Here is a 20,921-nt window from a genome sequence, read left to right on the forward strand (position 1 = left end):
GCCGTCGGCGCGAAGAACGCCCTCTCTCCTCCGCCTCCCCCTGGAGACAGCGTGACCAGCACCCAGCCCCGCACGACGGGGAACACCGAGCCGGACGCGGTCCCCGCCGGCACCACCGCGAAGCGCCTGCGCTCCGGGCACGGCGACCGCGGCGGCAGCCGCACGTTCCGCTGGATCGCCACCGGCGCCGGTGTGCTGATCCTCGTGATCCTCGCCGCCGTCGCGATCTTCCTGGTGCAGCGCGCGTGGCCGGCCCTCACGGCCGACGCCTCGTTCCTGGCCGAGAAGATCAGCTGGTTCCCGGACGACACCACGCTGCTCGGGTTCATCGGCCCGCTGATCTTCGGCACCCTGCTCGCCGCGGCGGTGTCCCTGGTCATCGCGACCCCGATCGCCATCGGCATCGCGCTGTTCATCTCGCACTACGCGCCGCGCCGGCTGGCGAGCGCCCTCGGCTACGTCGTCGACCTGCTCGCGGCGATCCCGTCGGTCGTCTACGGGCTGTGGGGCGGCCTGGTGCTGAGCCCGATGGTGCAGCCGGTCTGGGAGTGGATCGGCCGCTACCTCGGCTGGATCCCGTTCTTCGACGGCACCGTGTCCACCACCGGCCGCGTGATGATGACCGTGGCCGTGGTGCTGGCCGTGATGATCCTGCCGATCATCACCGCCATCTGCCGCGAGGTGTTCCTGCAGACCCCGCGCCTGCACGAGGAGGCCGCCCTGGCCCTCGGCGCGACGCAGTGGGAGATGGTGCGGATGGCCGTGCTGCCGTTCGCCCGCTCGGGCATCGTGTCCGCCGCCATGCTCGGCCTGGGCCGCGCGCTCGGCGAGACCATGGCCGTGCTGATGATCCTGTCGCCCGGGTTCCTCTACTCGTTCCAGCTGCTCGCCGCCGGGCAGCAGCAGACGATCGCGGCCAACATCGCCGCGCAGTTCCCCGAGGCCAACCAGACCGGCGTCGCGACCCTGATCGCCACCGGCCTGGCGCTGTTCATCATCACCCTGGCCGTCAACATGGCCGCCCGCGCGATCGTCGCGCGGCGCAAGGACTTCTCGGGGGCGAACTGACATGACCGCGACCACCCCCACCCCGACGCCGTCCCCCGAGGTCCCGCAGGGCTCGGCCTCGCTGCGCGAGCTGCTGCAGGGCAACGACCGCCGGCGCCGGCGCACCGACATCACGATGCGCGTGCTCATCACGGCCGCGTTCGTCGTCGCGATGCTGCCGCTGCTGTCGCTCACCTACACGGTGGTGTCCCAGGGCATCGGCCGCCTCGACGGCTACTTCCTGCTGAACTCCATGCGCGGCGTGTTCGGCGGCATGGACGCCGGCGGCATCTACCACGCGATCGTCGGCACCCTCGAGATCACGCTGTTCGCCGCGCTGATCTCGGTGCCGATCGGCCTGCTCGCCGCGATCTACCTGGTGGAGTACGGCGGCGGGAAGCCGCTCGCGAAGCTCATCACGTTCCTGGTCGACGTCATGACGGGCATCCCGTCGATCGTCGCCGGCCTGTTCGCGTACGCGCTGTTCGCGCTGCTGCTCGGCCCGGGCGCCAAGTTCGGGGCGATCGGGTCCGTGGCGCTCTCGGTGCTGATGATCCCGGTGGTCATCCGGTCCAGCGAGGAGATGCTGCGCCTGGTGCCGAACGAGCTCCGGGAGGCCTCCCTGGCCCTCGGCGTGCCGCGCTGGCTGACCATCATCAAGGTCGTCCTGCGCACCTCGGTCGCCGGCCTCACCACCGGCGTGATGCTCGCGATCGCCCGCGTCATCGGCGAGACGGCCCCGCTGCTGCTCACCGTCGGCGTGGTCGACTCGATCAACTTCAACCTGTTCGAGGGCCGCATGATGACCCTGCCGGTGTACGTGTACCGGCAGTACGCTCAGGGTCTGGTCCCGTGCGCCGAGGGCGACGCCGCCTGCATCCCGGACATCAACCTGCAGCGCGCGTGGGCGGCCGCCCTGACGCTGTTCCTCATCGTGATGGTGCTGAACCTCATCGGGCGCCTCGTCAGCCGGCTCTTCGCCCCGAAGATCCGCTGACCCGCCGCCCCTCCCGACCTTCCCCACACCCAAGGAGACGACCGAGATGGCTCAGCGCATCGACGTCAAGGACCTGAACATCTACTACGGCAGCTTCCGGGCCGTGGCCGACGTGAACATGACCATCGAGCCGCGCTCGGTGACCGCGTTCATCGGTCCGTCCGGCTGCGGCAAGTCGACCTTCCTGCGCACCCTCAACCGCATGCACGAGGTCATCCCCGGCGCGCGCGTCGAGGGCACCGTCGCGGTCGAGGGCGTCGACCTCTACAGCTCGGACATCGACCCGGTGGCCGTGCGCCGTCAGGTCGGCATGGTGTTCCAGCGCCCCAACCCGTTCCCGACGATGTCGATCGCCGAGAACGTGCTCGCCGGGCAGCGGCTGAACAACCGCCGGATGTCCAAGGGCGACGCGAACGACCTGGTCGAGCAGTCGCTGCGCGGCGCCAACCTCTGGAACGAGGTCAAGGACCGCCTGGACCGCCCGGGCTCCGGCCTGTCCGGCGGCCAGCAGCAGCGCCTGTGCATCGCCCGCGCCATCGCGGTGAAGCCGCAGGTGCTGCTGATGGACGAGCCGTGCTCCGCGCTCGACCCGATCTCGACCCTCGCCATCGAGGACCTGATCGCCGAGCTGAAGTCCGAGTACACGATCGTGATCGTCACGCACAACATGCAGCAGGCGGCGCGCGTCTCCGAGCGGACGGCGTTCTTCAACATCGCCGGCACCGGCCAGCCCGGCCGGCTGATCGAGATCGACGACACCGCCACGATGTTCTCCTCGCCCAAGGAGCAGGCGACCGAGGACTACATCTCCGGCCGCTTCGGCTGAGCCGCGGGGGGGCCGGGCGGCGCCACGGGTCGGGAGGGACCCGCGGCGCCACCGGGCCGGCACGCAGCAGGCCCCGTCCTCCTGGACGGGGCCTGCTGCGTCGTGGGGGGTGCGGGCGCGTCAGCCCTCGTTGCCGCCGGCCTGCTCGGCGTCCTCGGTCTCGGTGCCGGTGGGCTCCGTGGCCTCGGTCGTCTCCTCGACCGCCGGCTCGGTGGCCTCCTCGGTCGGCGTCGCGCTGGGGAGGACCTCCTCCGGGACCAGGCCCGCGTACTCGGGGAGCGTGCCGTCCAGCACGGGCACCTGCAGCGTCTCCGTGCCCGCGGCGTCGGTGCTCAGGGTCAGCGCGACCGTGGAGCCGGGGGCGCCGGGCGTCTCGAGGAGGATCTCCTCGCCCTCGGTCCCGCCCAGCAGGACCGTCTCGCCCGCCGCGACCCGGACCCGCTCGGAGGACGCCTCGGTGGCGACCTCGACCGTGAGCGCGTCGTCGCCGCGGTTGGTCAGCGCGCCCTGGAGGGCACCGGGCTCGTCCGCCGCCGCCGCGAGGAGCAGCAGGTTCTCGGCGGTGAGGTCCCCGAGGGACGCCCGCACGCCGTCGGAGGCCGCGTACGCCATCTCCGTGGTGATCTGGTTGGTCGCGGAGCAGCCGGAGAGGACCGCCGCGGCGGCCAGGGCGATCGCGCCGACGACGACGGGGCGGCGGGCGGACGTGCGGCTGCGGGCCACGGTGACTCCTCGGTGGGGCTGGTGCGGTGCACGGGGGCGGGTGCGCGGCGGTGCCGCGCGGGAGCGGGCGCACGCGCGCGGCGTGCGAGGACGAGCCTACGTGGCGTCGCCGGGGCGGCGCACAGGTGGCGGCGCGGTGTCGGTCGGGCACGGGTCCGCGAGCCCTCGACGACGGAGGTCGCCCCTGGCGTCGTCGCAGGTCAGCCGGGGTGGCGCAGGCTAGCGCGGGGACGTCCGCGAGCCGCACGAGGCCCTCGTCGGAGACTAGCCACGTCGGGCCCGTCAGGCACCCCCGGCGCACGGCGTGTCGGATCGCTGACGTGGCCCACAACGCTCTGACCTGCGCAAACGCGGTGGATCTGCACAAAGTCCCCACCTGACCACGTGGTAGACTGGCACTCCGCGAAAGGGGACACCTGCAGATGACTTTCACTGTTGGGGAGACGGTTGTCTACCCGCACCACGGTGCAGCGCTGATCGAGGAGATCAAGACCAGGACCATCCGCGGCGAGGACAAGATCTACCTCAAGCTGAAGGTCGCCCAGGGGGACCTGACCATCGAGGTGCCGGCGGAGAACGTCGACCTCGTGGGCGTGCGGGACGTCGTCGGCCAGGAGGGCCTGGAGCGCGTGTTCGACGTGCTGCGCGCCCCCTACACCGAGGAGCCGACCAACTGGTCGCGCCGCTACAAGGCCAACCTCGAGAAGCTCGCCTCCGGCGACGTGATCAAGGTCGCCGAGGTCGTGCGCGACCTGTCCCGCCGGGACGCCGACCGCGGCCTGTCCGCGGGGGAGAAGCGCATGCTCGCCAAGGCCCGGCAGATCCTCGTCTCGGAGCTCGCGCTGGCCGAGCACACCGAGGAGGAGAAGGCCGAGGCCATCCTCGACGAGGTGCTCGCGTCCTGACGACGCGCCGCCCCTCGACCTGACCGCCGCCGCGTGCCCACCGCCGTCGTCCTCACCGCCGCCGGCAGTGGCACGCGGCTCGGTCTTTCCGGGCCCAAGGCCCTGGTCGAGCTCGCGGGCGTCCCGCTCGTGCTCCACGCCGCCCGGCGCCTCGCGGCGTCGGGCGTCGTCGCGTCCATCGTCGTCACGGCCCCGCCCGGCCGAGTCGCGGGCTTCCGCGCGCTGCTGGCCGGCCCGGTCCGGCCCGGGCTCGGGGTCCCCGTGACCGTCGTCGAGGGCGCCGCCTCCCGGCAGGCCTCCGTGGCCGCCGGCCTCGCCGCGCTGCCGCCCGACGTCGACGTCGTGCTGGTCCACGACGCGGCCCGCGCCCTCGCGTCGCCGGCACTGGTCCGCGCCGTCGAGCACGCCGTCCGCTCCGGCCACCGCGCCGTGGTCCCCGGCCTGCCGGTCGCCGACACCATCAAGCAGGTCGGCGACGACGTCGACGGCGTCGCCCCGGTGGTCGCCACCGTCGCGCGGGCCAGCATGCGCGCCGTGCAGACGCCGCAGGGGTTCGACCGCGCGCTGCTCGACGCCGCCCACGCCGCGGGTGCGCACCGCGCCGCCGACGAGGCCACCGCCGCCACGGACGACGGCGCCCTGGTCGAGGCGCTCGGCGAGCAGGTCTGGGTCGTCCCCGGCGAGGAGTCCGCGATGAAGATCACCACCACCCGCGACCTGGCGGTCGCCGAGCTGCTCGCGCGGACCGACGGCGCGGCGGTGCGCGCGTGACGGGGCCGGTCCTGCCGCGGACGGGCATCGGCGTCGACGTGCACGCCGACGATCCCGACCCCGCCCCCGGCGCGGTGCTGCACCTGGCCGGTCTCGCCTGGCCGGGGGAGCGGCCGCTGGCGGGGCACTCCGACGCGGACGTCGCCGCGCACGCCGCCGCCGACGCGCTGCTGTCCGCGGCGGGGATCGGCGACCTCGGGTCGCAGTTCGGGACGTCGCGCCCGGAGTGGGCCGGGGCCGCGGGGACCGCCCTGCTCGCGGAGGCGGCCCGGCTGGTGCGGGCGGCGGGGTTCGACGTCGGCAACGTGGCCGTGCAGGTGATCGGCAACCGCCCGCGGCTCGCCCCGCGCCGGGCCGAGGCCGAGGCGGCGCTGTCCGCCGCCGCGGGCGCTCCCGTGTCGGTGAGTGCGACGACGACCGACGGCCTCGGGCTGACGGGCCGGGGCGAGGGCGTCGCGGCGATCGCCACCGCCCTGGTCGTGCCGCGGGGCTGACCGCCGCCGGGTCAGGCCGGGCGCAGGTCCGGGGCGGGCAGCGGGTCCGGGGCGGGCAGCGGGTCCGGTAGCGGACGGAGGGGCGTGCGCGGGGGCCGGGTCGCCACCAGGACCCCCGCGACGATCACCGCGCCCAGCACCAGCTCGCCGGCGGCCGGGCGCTCGTCGAAGATCAGCCACGACGCCCCGATGCCGACCACGGGGACCAGCATCGAGAACGGCGCCACGACCCCGGAGGGGTGCCGGGCCAGCAGCGTGGTCCAGATGCCCGACCCGATCACCGTCGCGATCAGCACCGTGAAGGCGAGGCCGCCCAGCGCCCAGGCGGCGACGGGGGTCCCGAGCGTCGTGAGGGACCGGCCGATGGCCGCCGGCCCGTCGACGACGAGCGACAGCGCGAGCATCGGCAGCGGCGGGACGACCGACATCCACAGCATGAACCGCATCGGGCTGTCGGGGTGGGCCTGGCGGCTGGAGACGTTGCCGAACGCCCAGCCGAGCCCGCCGCACAGGGTGAGGACCACGGGCAGCAGCCCCGCCGAGGCGCCGTCGCCGGCCCGCAGCGCCGCGATGCCGCCCAGCCCGCAGATCGCGACCGCGACGCCGACGGCCTGCCGCGCCGAGATCCGCTCCCGCAGCCAGACGGCGCCGAGCAGCACCGTGAACGGGGCCGACGCCTGGAGCACGAGCGAGGCCAGGCCCGTCGGCATCCCGGTGTCCATGGCCAGGTAGAGGAACGCGAACTGCAGCACGCCGAACCCGACCCCGTACCCGATCAGCCAGCGCACGGGAGCCTGCGGCCGGGGCACGAGCAGGAGCGTCGGCACCGCCAGCAGCGCGAAGCGGAGCGCCACCAGGAAGAACGGCGGGAACTGCTCGAGCGACAGGTGGATCGCCGGGAAGTTCAGCCCCCACAGCACGGCGACGACGAGGGCGAGCAGACGATCACGTAGCGGCATGCCCCGATCGTGCGGCACCACGACCGTGCAGCACCATCGAGTATTCGCGCACCGACCCTGTAGCGTCGCTGCATGGACACCCGTCACCTCGCCACGCTGCGCGCGGTCCGCGACCGCGGCGGCGTCACGGCGGCGGCCGCCGAGCTGCACCTGACGCCGTCCGCGGTGTCCCAGCAGCTGCGGGCGCTCGCCCGGGACGCGGGCGTCGAGGTGGTCGAGCGGGTCGGTCGCGGGGTGCGGCTCACCGGCCCCGGCCACGCGCTCGCCGACGCGGCGGCGGACGTGGCGGTCGCCCTGGAGCGCGCCGAGGCGGCGGTCGACGCGTTCCGGTCCGCCCCGCACGGCCTGGTCCGGGTCGCGGCGTTCCAGTCCGGCGCCGAGCTGCTGCTGCCGGGACTGCTGCGGCGGGTCGCCGCGATGGACGGCGTGCGGGTCGAGCTCGGGGACGAGGACGTCGCCCAGGACGAGTTCCCCGGGCTGACCGCGGACTTCGACGTCGTCGTCGCGCACCGACCCGACGCCGCGGCCGCCTGGCCTGCGCACGTGCGCGCCGTGCCCCTGCTCCGGGAGCCGCTGGACGTGGCCCTCCCGCCCGGGCACCCGCTGGCCGGGCGGGACGTCCTGACCCCGGCGGACCTGGTGGACCAGCCCTGGATCGCGGTCCGCGAGGGCTTCCCGGTGGCCGGTGTGCTCGACGCCGTGGGGGCGGCCGCGGGCGCGCCGCTCCGGGTCGTCCAGCGGTTCAACGACTTCGGCGTGGTGGAGGCGCTGGTGGCCGCCGGCCACGGCGTCAGCCTGCTGCCCCGGCACACCGCGGGCCGGCGGGGCGCCGTCCTGGTGCCGCTGGCGGGTGTCCGGGCGGGTCGCCGGGTCGACGCCCTGGTCCGCCCCGACCGCGCCGAGCGCCGCGTGGTCCGCCGCGTGCTCGACGCGCTGCGGGCGGAGGCGGCGCGGTTCGACGACGACCCCGGCGGCCCGGACCGCCCCGACCGGTAGCCTTGACCCTCGTGAGCCTGCGCCTGTTCGACACCGCCACCCGTGAGGTGCGCGACTTCGTCCCCGTGGTCCCGGGCAAGGTGGGCATCTACCTGTGCGGGGCGACGGTGCAGGCACCGCCGCACATCGGCCACGTGCGGTCCGCCGTCGCGTTCGACGTGCTGGTCCGCTGGCTCCGCCGCACGGGGCACGACGTGACGATGGTCCGCAACGTCACCGACATCGACGACAAGATCCTGGCGCGCTCGGCCGAGGCCGACGTCGCCTGGTGGGCGTGGGCGATGCAGAACGAGCGGGCGTTCACCACGGCCTACGACGCGCTCGGCGTGCTGCCCCCGACCTACGAGCCCCGCGCCACCGGCCACGTGCCGGCGATGGTCGCCCTGATGGAGCGGCTGGTCGAGACGGGGCACGCGTACGTGGCGGCCGAGGGCGACGTCTACTTCGACGTCCGCTCGTACGCCGACTACGGCTCGCTGACCAGCCAGCGCCTGGACGACATGGCGCCCGCGCCCGACGGCGCGGGCGGCGACAAGCGCGACCCGCACGACTTCGCGCTGTGGAAGGCCGCGAAGCCCGGCGAGCCGGAGACCGCGGCCTGGGACACCCCGTTCGGCCGCGGCCGCCCCGGCTGGCACCTCGAGTGCTCCGCCATGGCGCAGCGCTACCTGGGCGACACCTTCGACATCCACGGCGGCGGCCTGGACCTGCGGTTCCCGCACCACGAGAACGAGCAGGCGCAGTCCCGCGCGGCCGGCTACGGGTTCGCCCGGTACTGGCTGCACAACGGCTGGGTCACCCAGTCCGGCGCCAAGATGAGCAAGTCCCTCGGCAACGGGCTGCTGGTCAGCACGCTGCTCGAGACCGTCCGGCCCGCCGTCGTGCGCTACGCGCTGACGGCGGTGCAGTACCGGTCGATGCTCGAGTGGACGCCGGACACGCTCGCCGAGTCCGAGGCCACCTGGGACCGGCTCGCCGGCTTCGTCGACCGCGCGACCGAGCGGGTCGGCGACGTCACCGCCGCGGAGCTCGCGGCGGCCGACCTGCCGGCCGGCTTCGGGGTCGCGCTGGACGACGACCTCAACGTGCCCGCCGCGCTCGCGGTGGTGCACGAGCACCTGCGGGCCGGGAACTCCGCGCTCGCCGCGGGCGACGACACCGGCGTGCGCGCCGGGCTGGTCGCCGTCCGGGCGATGCTCGACGTGCTCGGCCTGGACCCGGCCGGCGAGCAGTGGGCTGCCGGCCGCACCGACGACCGGCACGCCGAGGCGCTCGACGCCCTGGTGCGCGCCGAGCTCGACGCGCGGGCCGCGGCCCGCACCGCCCGGGACTGGGCCACCGCGGACGCGATCCGTGACCGACTCGCGGCCGCCGGGGTGGCCGTCGAGGACAACGCAACCGGCGCGCGCTGGTCACTCGCCGCGCGCCCGACGACCGAGGACGAGGACTGATGGCCGGGAACTCCCAGCGCCGGGGCGCGACGCGCAAGCCGGGCAGCAAGAAGGGCATGAGCGTCGGGTCCGGCGGGCAGCGCCGCCGCGGGCTCGAGGGCAAGGGCCCCACCCCCAAGGCCGAGGACCGGACCTACCACCCGGCCGGCAAGAAGAAGGCCGCGACCGAGCGCCGGCAGAACGTCGCCGGCGGCCGCACGTCGGGCAACCGCCCGGCCGGTCGCGGCGGCGCTGCTGCGGGCCGCAACCGCGGCGCCGGTGCCACCGAGGTGGTCGCGGGCCGCAACTCGGTCGTCGAGGCGCTGCGCGCGGGCATCCCCGTGTCGACGGTGTACATCGCCAGCCGGCTGGAGGCGGACGACCGCACGCGCGAGATCCTGCGCACCGCCGCGGACGCGGGCTACCCGCTGCTCGAGGTCACCAAGCCCGAGCTCGACCGGCTGACCGACGGCTCCGTGCACCAGGGCGTCGCCCTCCAGGTGCCGCCGTACGAGTACCGCGACGTCGAGGACCTGCTGGACGTGGCCGCCGCGAGCGACCGCGCCCCGCTGATCGTCGCGCTCGACGGCGTGACCGACCCCCGCAACCTCGGCGCCGTCCTGCGGTCCGCGGGCGCGTTCGGCGCGCACGGCGTGCTCGTGCCCGAGCGTCGCTCGGCCGGCGTGACGGCGTCGGCGTGGAAGGTGTCGGCCGGTGCCGCCGCCCGCGTGCCGGTCGCCCGCGCCACCAACCTGGTGCGCGCGCTCGAGCGGCTGCACGAGGCCGGCTGCTTCGTCGTCGGGCTCGACGGCGGCGGCGACGTCTCCGTGCAGGAGCTGCCGTACTCCGCCGACCCGCTGGTGCTGGTCGTCGGCTCCGAGGGCAAGGGGCTGTCCCGTCTGGTGCGCGAGCACTGCGACGCGATCGCCTCCATCCCGATCGCGAGCGAGGTCGAGAGCCTCAACGCCGGCGTGGCCGCGGGCATCGCCCTGTACGAGGTCGCCCGGCAGCGCACCGCCTGACGCGCAGGCCCGGCCCGCGGGCCGGCCGCGAGCGAGCACGGGACGCGTCGAGGGAGCAGCCGCTGGTTGCTCCCTCGACGTGTCGGTGCCTCCCTCGCGCGGCGGCCCTCCCGCGGCGGGCCGACGCCCGGGTGCGGTGCCGGCGGGGGCGCCGCACGATGGGGGCATGAGCACCGAGAGCACCGACCCCGTCCGCACCGTCGCCGGGCTGCTGCAGGACCAGCGGCTCGGCGTGCTCACCACCGTCGCGCCCGACGGCACCCTGGTCGCGCGCCCGATGGCGCTGCAGGAGGTCGAGTTCGACGGCGACCTGTGGTTCTTCGCCGAGCGGGCCTCCCGCAAGGTGGACCACATCGCCGCCCACCCCGGCGTGAACGTCGCCGTCGGGTCCGGCGCCACCTGGGTGTCCGTCGCCGGCACGGCCTCCGTGCTCGACGACGTCGCGAAGAAGCGCGAGCTGTGGAGCGCGGGCGTCGAGGCGTGGCTGCCCGAGGGCCCGGAGTCCCCGCAGTCGGTGCTGGTGCGCGTGCGCGCCGAGTCGGCGGAGTACTGGGACGCCCCCGGCGGCCGGGTCGCGACCCTGCTGAGCTTCGTGAAGTCCAAGGTCACCGGCGACCGGCTCGAGGGCGAGAACGCGCGCGTCGACCTCTGACCCTCGGGCGGGCCCGCCGGGGTCAGTCCTGGACGACCGGGATCGTGTCGGTGTCCTCGCGGAGATCGGCCGCGGAGACGCCGAGCACCGACTCCTCGTCCGGCCGGTTCGGCAGGATGTCCTGCACGTAGGACGCGACGGCCTCGCGCATCGGGACGTCGCGGCGCTTGCGCTCCGACAGGAACCACCGGTGGTCGAGCAGCTCGTGGTAGAGCTGCGCCGGCTCGAGCTTCGGGCGCAGGGCACGCGGCACGGCCCGGACCGCCGGCTCGAACACCTCGGTCAGCCAGTCGTGCGCGACGAACGTCTCGTCGTCGTTCTGCCGGTCCGTCGCGGCCCGGTACTGGTCGAGGTCGTTGAGCAGCCGGCGCGCCTGGTTCTCCTGCACGTCGAGGCCGGTGAGCCGCATGAGGCGGCGCGAGTGGTGCCCGGCGTCGACGACCTTCGGCTGGATGCGGACGCTGGTGCCGTCGATGTCGGTGGTGATGTCGAGCTCGCCGACGTCGAAGCCCAGGTCGTTCAGCCGCTCGATGCGGGCCTGCACGCGCCAGCGCTCGTCCAGGCCGAACTGCTCGGCCGTGGTGAGCGCGGTCCAGAGCTCGTCGTAGCGCTCGACCAGCATCGCGCCGATGGCGACGGCGTCCACGTCCTCCTCGAGGAACTCGCCCGCCTGCAGGTCCATCAGCTCGCCGATGATGTTGACCCGCGCGACCTCGAGGTCGTATGCCCGCTGGCCGGGGGTCAGGGTGTCGTGCAGGTCGCCCGTCTCGGCGTCGACCAGGTACGCGGCGAAGGTCTCGGCGTCGCGGCGGAACAGGGTGTTCGACAGCGAGACGTCGCCCCAGTAGAAGCCGGCGAGGTGCAGCCGCACCATCAGCACGGCCAGGGCGTCGATGAGCCGGGTCGCGGTGTCGGGCCGCAGCGACTGGCTGAACAGCGCGCGGTACGGCAGCGAGAACCGCAGGTGCTGGGTGATGAGCACGGCCTCGAGCGGCTCGCCGTCCGGTGCCGTGCGGCCGGTGATGACGCCGACCGGGTCGACGCTCGGGACGTCGAGCTTGCTCAGCTGCCGCAGCAGCTCGTACTCGCGGTAGGCGACGGTCTCGCCGATCTCCTTGATCGCGATGACGCGCCCCGACAGCCGGGCGAACCGCACCGTGTGCCGGGAGATGCCGCGGGGGAGCGCGGCGAGCTGGTCGGCGGGCCAGTCGGCGAGCGGCACGTCCCACGGGAGGTCGAGCAGCGCCGGGTCGGGCGCGGCCGCGGTGATCTGCAGGCGCGTGCGAGGGGTCATGCTCCGATTCTCCCATCGGACGGCGAAGGGGCGGGACCGGTGGTGTGCCGGTCCCGCCCCTTCGGCGTGGAGGTGCCGTGCGTCAGACGGCGATGCGCTCGCCCGAGCCGGCGTGGAACAGGTGCTGCTCGCCGGTGCGGATGCGGACCCAGATCTTCTCGCCCTTGGCGGGGACCTGACGCGGGTCGACGCGGACGATGACCTGCGAGTCGCCGGCACCGGAGGTGACCTGCGCGGCGCCGGTCTCGACGGCCAGGGAGCCGTAGACGAACGCGTCGGAGCCGAGCTCCTCGACGATGTTCACGACGACCGGGATCGCGTCCGGGGTGCCCTCGGGGACGACGTCCAGCGCCTCGGGGCGGAACCCGATGGTGATGGTGTTGTTGTCGTCCGAGGCCAGCGCGCTGAGCGCGGTGCGCGGGACGGCGATGCCGGCGGTGCCGACCTTCGCGACGCCCTCCGTCAGCGGGAACGTGCCGATGTTCATGGCCGGGGAGCCGATGAAGCCGGCGACGAACACGTTGGCCGGGGTGTCGTACATGTCGCGCGGCGTGCCGACCTGCTGGAGCAGGCCGTCCTTGAGCACCGCGATGCGGTCGCCCATGGTGAGCGCCTCGGTCTGGTCGTGGGTGACGTAGACCGTGGTGACGCCGAGGCGGCGCTGGAGCGAGGCGATCTGCGTGCGGGTCTGCACGCGGAGCTTGGCGTCCAGGTTCGACAGCGGCTCGTCCATGAGGAAGACGCGCGGCTGGCGGACGATGGCGCGGCCCATGGCGACGCGCTGACGCTGGCCACCGGAGAGGGCCTTCGGCTTGCGGTCGAGGTACTGGGTGAGGTCGAGGATCTTGGCGGCCTCCTCGACGCGGGTGCGGATCTCCGCCTTCGGGGTGCCGGCGATCTTGAGCGCGAAGCCCATGTTGTCGGCGACCGTCATGTGCGGGTAGAGCGCGTAGTTCTGGAACACCATCGCGATGTCCCGGTCCTTCGGCTGGACGTCGGTGACGTCGCGGTCGCCGATGAGGATGCGCCCGGCGTTGACGTCCTCGAGGCCCGCGAGCATGCGGAGCGAGGTCGACTTGCCGCAGCCGGAGGGGCCGACGAGGACGAGGAACTCGCCGTCCTCGATGTGGAGGTCCAGGGCGTCCACCGCGGGGCGCTCCGTCCCCGGGTACACCCGGGTGGCCTTGTCGAACGTGACCGTAGCCATGATTCATCAATCCCTTCACCGGCAGGTACGTGCCGGACGATCCGTCGTGAAGAGTGTCAGAGTGTCTGCGCTGACACGGGTCGAGGGAGGTCGGTGACCCCCCTCGGTCCACGGCACATCCTGCCACACGTCCCCTGCCTGCGGGGATGGACCCGGGCGCCGACGTGCAGCACTCAGTTCAGGACCACCACGTCGGCGTCGCCGTACCCGAGCAGGTCGCCCTGCCACGGCCAGACCCCCTGCACGTCGGCGGGCAGGCGGGTGGCCCACGCCGGCCGGCCGGTGCCCAGGTCGAACGCCGCGAGCGCCCGCTGCGGGACGGTCTCCCCGGCCGGGCCGCCCTGCTCGCCGGCCGGCGGCCCGACGGTCACGCCGACCTCGGCGAGGTCGTCGGGCCGGGCCAGGACGAAGGCGTAGCGGCCGTCGGTCATCACCGAGGTGCCGTCCCCGGACACGTCGACGACGGTGCGCCACAGCTCGCGCCCTGTGGCGGCGTCGACGGCCCACAGCGCGTCCTGGTCCGAGCCGTAGAGCACGCCCTCCAGCAGCACGACCGACGCCTCGGTCCACCGGGGGTGCGGCGCGCTCCAGAGCTCGACGCCGGTCTCGACGTCGACGGCGGCGAGCACGCGGCCGCCGTCGCGCACCGCGGTGATGAGCTCGAGGCCCGGGACCGTGCCGTCGTCCACGTCGAGGTACAGCGGCGTGCCCGCCAGCTCGACGACGACCGCGCCGGTGTCGTCCACCAGGTGCGCGCCCTGCCCGTCCGCCGCGAGCAGGCGGCCCGTGCGGGACACGGACAGGTACTGCCGCTCCGCGGCCTGCAGCCGGCCGTCGTCGGCGGCGAACGACCACGACCCGAGGTCGCCCTGGACCAGCACCCGCTCGGGGGTCACGGTGACGCTCGGCGGGTAGAAGAGCCGCTCCACGGCGTCCCCGTCCCCGAGCGCCACGTCGGTGCGCCACAGCGGCGCCGCGGCGGGGTCCTCGGGGCCGTCGCGGTCGGCGGCGGTGTCCCAGGCCGTCACGCGCATCGTGCCGTCGGTGATGGACGTCAGCACCTGCACGCCGCCCGCGCCGCCCCAGCCGGACATCGGCTCGACGTCGCGGGTGCCGCGCACCTCGCCGGTGGTGGCGTCGAGCGAGACCAGCCGCGCGGCCGACGGCGGCACCGGCGACCAGGTGCCGGAGTCGTCGGGCGCGTCGGCGGCGCTGCGGTCGAGGACCAGGCAGCGGACCACCTGGACCGGCTCGGCGTCGGCCACGCAGAGCGGGTACTCCATGCCGGTGTCCGGCGCGGTGGCCTCCCCGTCCTCCAGCGACGTCGACCACACCTGGTCCCCCTGCCGGTCGAGGGCGACCAGCTCGCGCGCGGCGTCCCAGGGCGGCGACGCGACGCCCACCCGCAGGTCGCCCACGACCACCCCGGACAGCACGACGGAGGCGGTGTCCTGGTCGAAGCGGCGGGCGGCGGGCAGGCCGGGCTCGACGGCGCGCAGGACGCCCGGGACCTCCTGCCGGGCGGCGACCCGGGCGTCCTCGCGGGCGTCGAGCACCAGCTGCGTGCCGGTGACGGCGGCGACCAGGACGACGGGCAGGGGCCACCACCGGCGGGCCAGGCGCCGGCGACGGGCGACCCGCCGGGCGTGCGCGGCGTCGGCCTGCGGGTCGGCGGCGACGGGGAGGAGCGGCAGGTCGGTCGCGACGTCGACCAGCTCGACGTCCTGCATCGCGTCCCGCGACCGCCTCATGGCCGCAACCTATGCCCCGGAGGTCGCTCCCCGCGCGGGGTCGGGCGTCGAGCCGGACAGGTCGTCGGCGAGCCGCGACAGCACCGCGGCGAACCCCTCGGGGTCCGGCACCCGGAACCGTGCGTGGGTCTCGCCGGCGCCGACCTTCACGGTCAGGTCGTCCGGGCCGAGGGCCTCGAAGGCGTGCTCGTCGGTGACGTCGTCGCCCGCGCACACGACCGCGCCCGCACCGAGCTCGTCCCGCAGCGCGACCAGGGCGGCGCCCTTGTCGGCGTCCAGCACCGAGACCTCGACGACCTTCTTGCCGTGCAGCACCTTGGACCCGAGCCGCTCGCCGACGACGAGCGCCTCCCGCTCCGCCTCGTCGCCCGTCGCCGCGTCGGCCATCCGCGTGTGCACCGCGACCGCGGCGGGCTTCGTCTCGACCCACACGCCGTCGCGGCCGCGCGCGACGGACTGCATCTCGCCGCCGAGCCGGGCCAGCCGGTCCGCCTGCTCGTCGGTGAGGGTGATGACGGCGCGGTCCAGGCCGTGGTCGACGACGCGGGCGCGCTCGGCGCCGTGGCTGCCGATCAGCACGGTGCCGACGGGCACCTCGGCCAGCCGGTGCAGGTCCTGCATGGAGCGGCCGGAGACCAGGGCCAGCCGGACGGCGTCCGGCCGGGTCGCCAGGCGCTGCAGCGCGGTGACGGCCTCGGGCAGCACGCGCGAGGCCTGCGGGTCGTCCTGCAGCGGGGCCAGCGTCCCGTCGAAGTCGAGCGCGACCAGCACCGGCTGCCGCGCGGGGTCGGCCAGCAGGTCCCGCAGCGCCGTCGTCAGGTCGTCGGGCGTCTCAGCCACGGTCGTCCTCCCCGGCGTGCTGGTCGCGCACCGGCACCGCGCCCAGCACGGACAGGAACGAGTCGGACCAGTGCGCGACGTCGTTCTCCAGCACCCGCCGCCGCAGCCGGCGCATGCGCTTGCGCGCCTCGCGCGGGTCGATGTTCGCGGCGTGCTGGATGGCGTTCTTCAGGCCGACGATGTCGTGCGGGTTGACCAGGATGGCCGCACCGCCGAGCTCGTCCGCGGCCCCGGTGAACTCGCTGAGCACCAGGGCGCCCCGGTCGTCGGAGCGCGCGGCGATGTACTCCTTCGCGACGAGGTTCATGCCGTCGCGCAGCGCGGTGACGAGCATGACGTCGGCCGCCAGGTACAGCGCCGCCATCTCCTCCATCGGGTAGGAGTGGTGCATGTACTGCACGGCGGGGTGGCCGAACTCGCCGTGCTCGCCGTTGATCCGCCCGACCAGGACCTCGACGTCGTCCCGCAGCTGCTGGTAGGCGCCGACGTTCTCGCGGCTCGGGGACGCGACCTGCACCAGCGTCGCCTCCGGGACCGTCAGCCGGCCGTCCTCGAGCAGCTCGCCGAAGGCCTTGATCCGGTGCCGGATGCCCTTGGTGTAGTCCAGCCGGTCGACGCCGAGGAGCAGCACCTCCGGGTCGCCGAGCTCGTGCCGGATCTCCTTGGCCCGCTGCTGCACCTCGGGGGTGCGGGCCAGCCGGTCGAAGGCGTGCGAGTCGATGGAGATGGGGAACGCCGCGGCGCGGACGTGCCGCTCGACCCGGCCCTCGCCGTCGGTGAGGGAGATCATCTGGCCGCGGGTCGACAGGTCGGTGAGCCGCCGGACGATCCGCACGAAGTTGGCGGCGTCCCCGCCGCGCTGGAACCCGATCAGGTCCGCGCCGAGCAGGCCCTCGACGACCTGGAGCCGCCACGGCAGCTGCGCGAAGATCTCCAGCGGGGGGAACGGGATGTGGTGGAAGTACCCGATCCGCACGTCCGGGCGCAGCTCGCGCAGGTACTTCGGCACCAGCTGCAGCTGGTAGTCGTGCACCCACACCGTCGCGCCCGGTGCCGCCTGGGCGGCGGCCGCGTTCGCGAACCGGCGGTTCACCCGCTGGTACGCGTCCCACCACTGCCGGTGGAACGTCGGGGGCTGGATCACGTCGTGGTAGAGCGGCCACAGCGTGTCGTTGGAGAAGCCCTCGTAGTAGTACGTCAGGTCGTCCTGCGTGAGGCTGACCGGGACCAGCCGCATGTCGTCGGCGTCGAACGGCTCCAGCTCGAGGTCGGCCGAGCCGCCCCAGCCGACCCACGCGCCGTCGGACTTCTGCACGACGGGCTCGAGGGCGGTCACCAGACCGCCGGGGGACCGGGTCCAGCTCGGCTCGCCGTCCTCGCCCACGGTCACGTCGACCGGGAGGCGGTTGGCGACGACGACCAGGTCATAACCAGCAGATGTCACTGATGCTCAGCTCCTTGGGGTCGTCCTGACCCTAACGTGACCCCCGCGCGGTCGCCCGCGGTGCGCGCGGCCGGCCTTCACACGTCGCGCCGCGTGCCGACACGGCACGCCCGCGCACGGCGGCTACCGTGCCGACATGGAGCGCATGGGGCTGTCACCGGGCGCCGAGGTCGGCGGGTACACCATCCTGGCGCCCCTCGGCTCCGGCGGCATGGGCACGGTGTACCGGGCGGTCGACGGCGGCGGCACGCCCGTCGCCCTCAAGCTGCTGCACCCGCACGTCGGCGCGGACCCCTCGTCCCGGGAGCGGCTGCGGCGCGAGGTGCTCGCCCTGCAGCGGCTGCGGCACCCCGGCGTCGCCGCCGTGCTGGACGCCGAGGCGGACTCGACGGAGGCGTTCCTCGTCACCGAGCTGGTCCCCGGGCACGACCTGGCCGAGCTGGTACGGCTGCGCGGGCCGCTGGACGCCGGCGCGCTGCACCGCCTGGCGGCCGGGCTGCACGACGCGCTCGCGGCCGTGCACGCCGCCGGGGTGGTGCACCGGGACCTCAAGCCGAGCAACGTGCTCGTCACCGCCGACGGCCCGGTGATCATCGACTTCGGCATCGCGCAGTCCGTCGACGAGACCCGCGTGACGTCCGCCGGGTTCGTCGTCGGCACCCCCGGCTACCTCGCGCCCGAGCTGGTCGACGGTGCCGAGCCGACGCCCGCGACCGACTGGTGGGGGTGGGCGGCGCTGCTCGCCTACGCCGCCACGGGCCGCGCGCCGTTCGGCACCCGGCCGCTGGAGGCCGTGCTGGTCCGGACCCGCAGCGGCGACGCCGACCTGGCCGGCCTCGGGCCCGTCACCGCCGGCGCGCTGTGGGACGCCCTCGCCGCCGACCCCGCCGACCGCGCCGAGCCGGGGCAGGTGGTGGAGGCGCTCGCGGAGGCCGTGCGGCGCGGCGAGGCGTACGCGCCGGAGGCGGCGACGCAGGCGCTGACGTCCGCCGGCGGACCCGGCGCCGGGCGCGGGGGTCAGGCCGCCACGGCCGCCGGCAGCACGGTGGCCTTCGGCGCGGCCGACGGCACGCCGACGATCGCCCAGCCCGCCGCGACCGGACCGCTGCCCGCGGGGGCCGCGGCGGTCGCGAGCGGGGCCACGGCCGTGCTGGGACCCGAGGGCACCGCGGTGCTCGCACCCGCGGACGTGCCCGCGCAGGACGGGTCGACCCGCGCGTTCCAGCCGGGGTCGCCCCGGGCCGGTGAGCCGGTGAGCCTGCCGCCGAGCCTCGCGCCGCGCCGCCCGGGTGACGACGACGGACGGGGCTGGGAGGACGACGGCGCCCCGACCCAGGCGTGGGACGACGAGACCCCCCTCGAGCCCGAGCCCGCTCCCGAGCCCCCGCGGCGGGCCGGGTCGCTGCTCGCGCTCGCCCTGCTGGCCGTGGCCGCCGCCGCGCTGCGGCCCGGGATCGCGCTGCTGGTGCTCGTGCCGCTGGTGCTGCTCGCCCGCACGGTCGGGTCGGTAGGAGAGTCGCTCGCGCGGCGCCGGGAGCGGGTGGGCGCCCGCCGCTCCGACGCCCTGCGCGCCGTCGCCTCCAGCCCCTGGCACCTGGTGCGGTCGCTCGTGACGCTGCTGCCGTCCCTGCTGGTCGCGGCCAGCGTGCTGGTCATCGTGCTCGGCGTCGGCTGGTGGCTGGTCGGCTCGGGGACGCTCGTGGCCGGTCCGCTGCGCGCCGTGGACGACGCCCCGGCTCCCGACGCCGTCGCCGTGCTGCTCGCCGCCGCCACCGCCGCGGGGCTCGCCGCGCTCTGGTGGGGACCGCTGGCCCGGACCACCCGGACGGGCGCGCGCCGGCTGCTCGGCGGCCTCGCACCGGGGAGCGGCGGCGCGACGGTCGTCGTGCTGCTGGCGCTGCTCGGCGCCGGGGTGCTCGTCGCGCTCGCGGCCACGGGGGCCGGGGTGGACTGGACGCCGCTGACCGAGCCGACGCTGCCGGTCGGCACCTGACGCGGTCGTCGGACGCAGATCCCAGGTCCGGCCCAGGTAGGCCCCGTACGCTGGGCAGCATGACCGGGACGGCTGCCGCGCGCCTGCGCGCTGCCGTCGTGCCCGGTGCCGTCCTGCCGCTGCTCACCGCGCTGGCCTCGGTGCTCGCCCTCGGCGGCGCCCTCGGGCTCGGTGCGGCGCGCACCGTCGTGCACCACTGCCTGGCCGTCGACGGCCCGCTCGCGCTGCTCGGCGTGCGGCTCACCCTGCTGCAGGACGTCGCGGACTGCCCCACCGGCACCCTCGCGCTGACCCCGGCCGCCTCGCACGGCGCCGTGCTCGCGCTCGGCCTGGTCCTGCCGGTCGCCGCCGCGCACGCCGCGCTGGGCGCGCTCGGCCTCGGGCTGACCGCGCTGCTGCTCCGGGCCTCCCGCACCGTGCGCGCCGTCCTCGGTGCGGTCGTGCACGCCCTGCCGCGTGCCACCGGGCCGCGGCCCGTGCGCTCCGACCGGCCCGCGCCCGCCTGGCACGAGGACCACCTGCGCCCGGCCGTCCTGGCCCGCGCCCTGCACCCCCACCGGGGTCCGCCCGTGGCGCTCGCCTGAGCCCACCACCCGGAACCCGCAGGAAGCAGGACCCGTCATGACCAGCCCCACCCCGAACCCCGGCAAGGGCGCCCGGCCCAGCAAGAACGAGCGCCGCGACGCCGCCCGCGAGCAGGCCCGCGTGCTGCGCGAGCAGCAGGCCAAGCGCGACCGGCGGAACAAGTTCATCGCCATCGGCGGGCTGTCCGCCGCCGTGATCACGCTGATCGTCGTGGCGGCGATCATCATCGTGCCGTCGCTCGGCCCCGGCATCGCCTACACGGGCGACGACGCCGAGTCGCTGGCGCTGGCCGACGTCACCGCACCGGCCACGGCCGAGGACGACGGCGCCATCCCCGTCGGCCAGGACGGCGTCGCGGGCGTCCCCGCCGCCGAGGACGACGTGGTCGTCTCCGTCTACTACGACTACATGTGCCCCTACTGCGGCATGTTCGAGGCCGCGAACGACACCGAGCTCGCGCAGCTGCGCGAGGAGGGCGGGGTCACCGTCGAGTACCACCCGATCTCGTTCCTCGACGGGCAGTCCGCCGGCGGCGAGTACTCCACCCGCGCGGGCAACGCCGCGGCCGTCGTCGCGGACCAGGACCCCGACAGCTTCGCCGCCTTCAGCTCCGCGCTGTTCGCGAACCAGCCGGAGGAGGGCACCAAGGGCCTGTCCGACGACGAGATCGCCGACATCGCGACGGAGGTCGGCGTGCCGAGCGACGTCGTCGACGCGTTCACCGCGACGGCCGACGACGCCGAGTGGCGGACGTTCGCGCCGTGGCTGGTCGCGACGACGAACCAGGCCAACACCGACCTGAACGGCCTCAGCACCCCGACCGTGCTGATCGACGGCGAGAAGTTCGAGGGCGACCTGTACACCGCCGGCCCGCTCACCGAGGCGGTCGAGGCCGCCAAGGGCTGACCGCCCGCACCACCCGCACCAGCGCGAGGGCCGCGGCACCGGGAGCTCCCCGGCGGCGCGGCCCTCGCGCTCCGCCGGT

The 20,921-nt window shown here is 75.2% G+C and carries 20 protein-coding genes; 13 read left to right on the forward strand and 7 right to left on the reverse strand.

Features of this window, described 5'->3' with window-relative positions:
• Window positions 1–51: 51 nt before the first annotated feature.
• From pstC to pstB, 3 genes are read left to right on the forward strand one after another with little or no spacing between them, the layout of a single operon-like run.
• Entirely contained in the window at window positions 52–1,068 is a 1,017-nt protein-coding gene (gene pstC / locus ACWPWW_RS13740) for a phosphate ABC transporter permease subunit PstC (RefSeq protein WP_454050919.1), read from the forward strand.
• A gap of 1 nt (window position 1,069) precedes the next feature.
• Window positions 1,070–2,044, forward strand: a complete 975-nt coding sequence (pstA, locus tag ACWPWW_RS13745) for a phosphate ABC transporter permease PstA (RefSeq protein ID WP_454050920.1) — start codon at window positions 1,070–1,072, stop codon at window positions 2,042–2,044.
• A 46-nt stretch (window positions 2,045–2,090) separates the two neighbouring features.
• On the forward strand, window positions 2,091–2,870 hold the full coding sequence (pstB, locus tag ACWPWW_RS13750) for a phosphate ABC transporter ATP-binding protein PstB (RefSeq protein WP_454050921.1): 780 nt from the start codon (window positions 2,091–2,093) through the stop codon (window positions 2,868–2,870).
• Between the two features lie 120 nt (window positions 2,871–2,990).
• Here pstB and ACWPWW_RS13755 read toward each other — a convergent pair whose 3' ends face one another.
• Window positions 2,991–3,593, reverse strand: a complete 603-nt coding sequence (locus ACWPWW_RS13755; RefSeq protein ID WP_454050922.1) for a hypothetical protein — start codon at window positions 3,591–3,593, stop codon at window positions 2,991–2,993.
• Between the two features lie 422 nt (window positions 3,594–4,015).
• Between ACWPWW_RS13755 and ACWPWW_RS13760 the strand changes: the two genes are divergently transcribed.
• Genes ACWPWW_RS13760 through ispF form a run of 3 tightly spaced genes read left to right on the forward strand, consistent with a single transcriptional unit; the run spans window position 4,016 to window position 5,763 of the window.
• Complete coding sequence (locus ACWPWW_RS13760) at window positions 4,016–4,498, forward strand: CarD family transcriptional regulator (protein ID WP_122148867.1); 483 nt, start codon at window positions 4,016–4,018, stop codon at window positions 4,496–4,498.
• 33 nt (window positions 4,499–4,531) lie between these two features.
• The gene (ispD, locus tag ACWPWW_RS13765) at window positions 4,532–5,269 is read left to right on the forward strand and encodes a 2-C-methyl-D-erythritol 4-phosphate cytidylyltransferase (protein ID WP_454050923.1); all 738 of its coding nucleotides are present in this window, start codon (window positions 4,532–4,534) and stop codon (window positions 5,267–5,269) included.
• Window positions 5,266–5,763, forward strand: a complete 498-nt coding sequence (gene ispF, locus ACWPWW_RS13770) for a 2-C-methyl-D-erythritol 2,4-cyclodiphosphate synthase (protein ID WP_454050924.1) — start codon at window positions 5,266–5,268, stop codon at window positions 5,761–5,763. The genes ispD and ispF overlap by 4 nt, the downstream gene beginning before the upstream one ends.
• Before the next feature lie 11 nt (window positions 5,764–5,774).
• Here ispF and ACWPWW_RS13775 read toward each other — a convergent pair whose 3' ends face one another.
• Window positions 5,775–6,722 carry an EamA family transporter gene (locus ACWPWW_RS13775; protein ID WP_454050925.1) on the reverse strand — a complete coding sequence of 316 codons (948 nt, stop codon included), beginning with the start codon at window positions 6,720–6,722 and terminating at the stop codon, window positions 5,775–5,777.
• A 72-nt stretch (window positions 6,723–6,794) separates the two neighbouring features.
• Here ACWPWW_RS13775 and ACWPWW_RS13780 point away from each other — a divergent pair, with 72 nt between their 5' ends.
• From ACWPWW_RS13780 to ACWPWW_RS13795, 4 genes are all read left to right on the forward strand, one after another.
• Entirely contained in the window at window positions 6,795–7,718 is a 924-nt protein-coding gene (locus ACWPWW_RS13780) for a LysR family transcriptional regulator (RefSeq protein WP_454050926.1), read from the forward strand.
• 11 nt (window positions 7,719–7,729) lie between these two features.
• A complete protein-coding gene (gene cysS / locus ACWPWW_RS13785; protein ID WP_454050927.1) occupies window positions 7,730–9,169 on the forward strand; it encodes a cysteine--tRNA ligase in 1,440 nt (479 codons plus the stop codon).
• A complete protein-coding gene (gene rlmB / locus ACWPWW_RS13790) occupies window positions 9,169–10,170 on the forward strand; it encodes a 23S rRNA (guanosine(2251)-2'-O)-methyltransferase RlmB (protein WP_454050928.1) in 1,002 nt (333 codons plus the stop codon). Before cysS ends, rlmB begins: the two co-directional genes overlap by 1 nt.
• A gap of 166 nt (window positions 10,171–10,336) precedes the next feature.
• Window positions 10,337–10,822 (forward strand): pyridoxamine 5'-phosphate oxidase family protein, encoded by a 486-nt coding sequence (locus ACWPWW_RS13795; RefSeq protein WP_454050929.1) that lies wholly within the window; start codon window positions 10,337–10,339, stop codon window positions 10,820–10,822.
• A 22-nt stretch (window positions 10,823–10,844) separates the two neighbouring features.
• Here ACWPWW_RS13795 and ACWPWW_RS13800 read toward each other — a convergent pair whose 3' ends face one another.
• From ACWPWW_RS13800 to ACWPWW_RS13820, 5 genes are all read right to left on the reverse strand, one after another.
• Window positions 10,845–12,116 carry a DUF4032 domain-containing protein gene (locus ACWPWW_RS13800; protein ID WP_454050930.1) on the reverse strand — a complete coding sequence of 424 codons (1,272 nt, stop codon included), beginning with the start codon at window positions 12,114–12,116 and terminating at the stop codon, window positions 10,845–10,847.
• Between the two features lie 82 nt (window positions 12,117–12,198).
• Window positions 12,199–13,323 (reverse strand): ABC transporter ATP-binding protein, encoded by a 1,125-nt coding sequence (locus ACWPWW_RS13805; RefSeq protein ID WP_454050931.1) that lies wholly within the window; start codon window positions 13,321–13,323, stop codon window positions 12,199–12,201.
• Between the two features lie 173 nt (window positions 13,324–13,496).
• Window positions 13,497–15,074, reverse strand: a complete 1,578-nt coding sequence (locus ACWPWW_RS13810; RefSeq protein WP_454050932.1) for an outer membrane protein assembly factor BamB family protein — start codon at window positions 15,072–15,074, stop codon at window positions 13,497–13,499.
• A gap of 9 nt (window positions 15,075–15,083) precedes the next feature.
• Entirely contained in the window at window positions 15,084–15,914 is an 831-nt protein-coding gene (gene otsB / locus ACWPWW_RS13815; protein WP_454050933.1) for a trehalose-phosphatase, read from the reverse strand.
• A complete protein-coding gene (locus ACWPWW_RS13820; protein WP_454050934.1) occupies window positions 15,907–17,358 on the reverse strand; it encodes an alpha,alpha-trehalose-phosphate synthase (UDP-forming) in 1,452 nt (483 codons plus the stop codon). Before ACWPWW_RS13820 ends, otsB begins: the two co-directional genes overlap by 8 nt.
• 136 nt (window positions 17,359–17,494) lie before the next feature.
• On the opposite strand from ACWPWW_RS13820, the gene ACWPWW_RS13825 reads away from it, so the two are divergent.
• From ACWPWW_RS13825 to ACWPWW_RS13835, 3 genes are read left to right on the forward strand one after another with little or no spacing between them, the layout of a single operon-like run.
• Window positions 17,495–19,351, forward strand: coding sequence for a protein kinase domain-containing protein (locus ACWPWW_RS13825; protein WP_454050935.1), 1,857 nt, complete (start codon window positions 17,495–17,497; stop codon window positions 19,349–19,351).
• Window positions 19,352–19,410: 59 nt separating this feature from the next.
• A complete protein-coding gene (locus ACWPWW_RS13830; protein WP_454050936.1) occupies window positions 19,411–19,935 on the forward strand; it encodes a hypothetical protein in 525 nt (174 codons plus the stop codon).
• Window positions 19,936–19,972: 37 nt separating this feature from the next.
• On the forward strand, window positions 19,973–20,842 hold the full coding sequence (locus tag ACWPWW_RS13835; protein ID WP_454050937.1) for a DsbA family protein: 870 nt from the start codon (window positions 19,973–19,975) through the stop codon (window positions 20,840–20,842).
• The last annotated feature ends 79 nt before the right edge of the window (window positions 20,843–20,921 follow it).

The sequence above is a fragment of the Cellulomonas sp. Marseille-Q8402 genome, assembly GCF_965119525.1.

Excerpts from the sequence above, each read along its gene's own strand:
- ACWPWW_RS13835 (WP_454050937.1), top strand. The coding sequence starts at position 19,973 with ATGACCAGCCCCACCCCGAACCCCGGCAAGGGCGCCCGGCCCAGCAAG.
- pstA (WP_454050920.1), top strand. The coding sequence starts at position 1,070 with ATGACCGCGACCACCCCCACCCCGACGCCGTCCCCCGAGGTCCCGCAG.
- ACWPWW_RS13800 (WP_454050930.1), bottom strand. The coding sequence starts at position 12,116 with ATGACCCCTCGCACGCGCCTGCAGATCACCGCGGCCGCGCCCGACCCG.
- ACWPWW_RS13825 (WP_454050935.1), top strand. The coding sequence starts at position 17,495 with ATGGAGCGCATGGGGCTGTCACCGGGCGCCGAGGTCGGCGGGTACACC.
- ACWPWW_RS13830 (WP_454050936.1), top strand. The coding sequence starts at position 19,411 with ATGACCGGGACGGCTGCCGCGCGCCTGCGCGCTGCCGTCGTGCCCGGT.
- ACWPWW_RS13780 (WP_454050926.1), top strand. The coding sequence starts at position 6,795 with ATGGACACCCGTCACCTCGCCACGCTGCGCGCGGTCCGCGACCGCGGC.
- ACWPWW_RS13775 (WP_454050925.1), bottom strand. The coding sequence starts at position 6,722 with ATGCCGCTACGTGATCGTCTGCTCGCCCTCGTCGTCGCCGTGCTGTGG.
- ACWPWW_RS13810 (WP_454050932.1), bottom strand. The coding sequence starts at position 15,074 with ATGAGGCGGTCGCGGGACGCGATGCAGGACGTCGAGCTGGTCGACGTC.
- rlmB (WP_454050928.1), top strand. The coding sequence starts at position 9,169 with ATGGCCGGGAACTCCCAGCGCCGGGGCGCGACGCGCAAGCCGGGCAGC.
- ACWPWW_RS13760 (WP_122148867.1), top strand. The coding sequence starts at position 4,016 with ATGACTTTCACTGTTGGGGAGACGGTTGTCTACCCGCACCACGGTGCA.
- ACWPWW_RS13805 (WP_454050931.1), bottom strand. The coding sequence starts at position 13,323 with ATGGCTACGGTCACGTTCGACAAGGCCACCCGGGTGTACCCGGGGACG.
- pstB (WP_454050921.1), top strand. The coding sequence starts at position 2,091 with ATGGCTCAGCGCATCGACGTCAAGGACCTGAACATCTACTACGGCAGC.
- ACWPWW_RS13795 (WP_454050929.1), top strand. The coding sequence starts at position 10,337 with ATGAGCACCGAGAGCACCGACCCCGTCCGCACCGTCGCCGGGCTGCTG.